Below are 1,441 nucleotides of genomic sequence, written 5' to 3'. Positions count from 1 at the left end.
ACCCAGGCATACGCGGCACACCCCGAACGCTTCGCCCGCCGCCCCCAACCGCCCACGCTGCCCTCCGCCGTGTGGATCAACGAACCCCGGCCCGAAACAGAAGCTCAGAAACAAAACTCATAACCTCAAACTGTCTCATTTGACTTGACAGCTTCCGCGTGCCGGATGTCAATCCCCTCGTACCGTCAATTCAAGTTCCATTTGTCAGAGCTCTCGGACGTGTACCGGTCGATTCCATCGGATGCATGCTTGGGACTGACTCTGGACGATGGAGAGGGCGACTGTGTCATCGTGACTGTGGAACCGGATTTCTCCACCGTCACGGCGCTCCGTGACCGGGCGTTCTACAATCTGCAACTCGCCGATGATCATGAGGAAACGGAGATCATGACGGTCTGGGAAGAGATCCACTGGACGAAGGGGTGCATTCTCCCCCCGGGAGATGGGTATCCAAGTCCTTCTTGAGACTGCGGATCGGGATGTCATGCGGTCGAATCACACCTGGGTCGAGCAGTGAGGGTATGTCGCCCTGCGTCCGATGTTGGTACGACTCCGAACTGTGTTCCAAGGATAGGGATGTTCAGGTCATGAATGAAGCATCAGATCAAGTGGCCCGCATGGCACGGCTGGACGATGAAGGCAAGCAGGCCGTGGCCGCACTGCTGCTGGTCAGGTACTGCGGCTGGCTCACCGACCCCAAGTTCCGGCAGTGGTTCGGGCAGGCCCGGGACGCGCTGGCAGACGCCACGTCAGCCGCTCGCGCGGTGCTTCAAGGAGAGGCTCCTGACCTTGCAGGCCTTCGAGACGAGGTCAGCGAGGCACTGGAGGCATGTGATCCGGACGGACCGCCCTTCGAGGCGGAAATCACGGATCACCTGGTGTTCGCCACCGAAGTGCTCGACTTCCTTCTCGCGCCCGAGGAGACGGATGCGCTTGCCCAGGCCTTCGAACGTGCTGACGAATTGGCAGGGGCGCGCGGCGAAATGGCGCAGGAGGAACTACCCGAGGGTCATGAGCTGGCGAGGGTCGACTTCGAAGGCCTGGAAGCCGATGCTCGAGAGGCAGACAGTGAGGTGCCTTTGAACCAGCGTGCGGCTTTGCAGCGCAGCGAGGAATTCGCCGACCTGTATGCGCGCGTCATCGGGCTGAGCTACTCCGAAGAAGATGCCGGAATGAGCGACTGACCTCGCTCCCTACGCGTCGGGGCTGAGTACCAGGTGAGGGCGGTCCGCGGGTAGCGGTATCGCCCTCACCTACGTGTGCCCTCTGCCCAGGGCCGTTGGGGCCGTCAGGGCGGCCGCCTTGGAGTCAGCATGGTCGCCCCCTTCCCCATCGAGGACATCCACTGAGGCCGTTTCATCTTGAAGTTGCTGGTCAAGGGGCTGGTGTGGGTGGGACTCAGGTTGCTCGTGCTGGTCGGGTGTGTGATCGGTAGCACGTG

The 1,441-nt window shown here is 61.8% G+C and carries 2 protein-coding genes; both read left to right on the top strand.

Going from position 1 to position 1,441, the window contains the following annotated elements:
- The first annotated feature begins 249 nt into the window (after positions 1–249).
- The gene (locus tag AB0N14_RS40130) at positions 250–465 is read left to right on the top strand and encodes a hypothetical protein (protein WP_366030614.1); all 216 of its coding nucleotides are present in this window, start codon (positions 250–252) and stop codon (positions 463–465) included.
- A 152-nt stretch (positions 466–617) separates the two neighbouring features.
- Positions 618–1,184: a hypothetical protein gene (locus AB0N14_RS40125; protein ID WP_366030613.1), complete on the top strand. Its 567-nt coding sequence runs from the start codon at positions 618–620 to the stop codon at positions 1,182–1,184.
- Positions 1,185–1,441 lie beyond the last annotated feature (257 nt).

Origin of the sequence: Streptomyces sp. NPDC051104 (assembly GCF_040682835.1) — a bacterium.
Lineage (GTDB): Bacteria > Actinomycetota > Actinomycetes > Streptomycetales > Streptomycetaceae > Streptomyces > Streptomyces cynarae.
The sequence above is the reverse complement of the archived record's forward strand: the minus strand, read 5'-3'. Positions and strand labels throughout refer to the sequence as shown.

Excerpts from the sequence above, each read along its gene's own strand:
- AB0N14_RS40125 (WP_366030613.1), top strand. The coding sequence starts at position 618 with ATGGCACGGCTGGACGATGAAGGCAAGCAGGCCGTGGCCGCACTGCTG.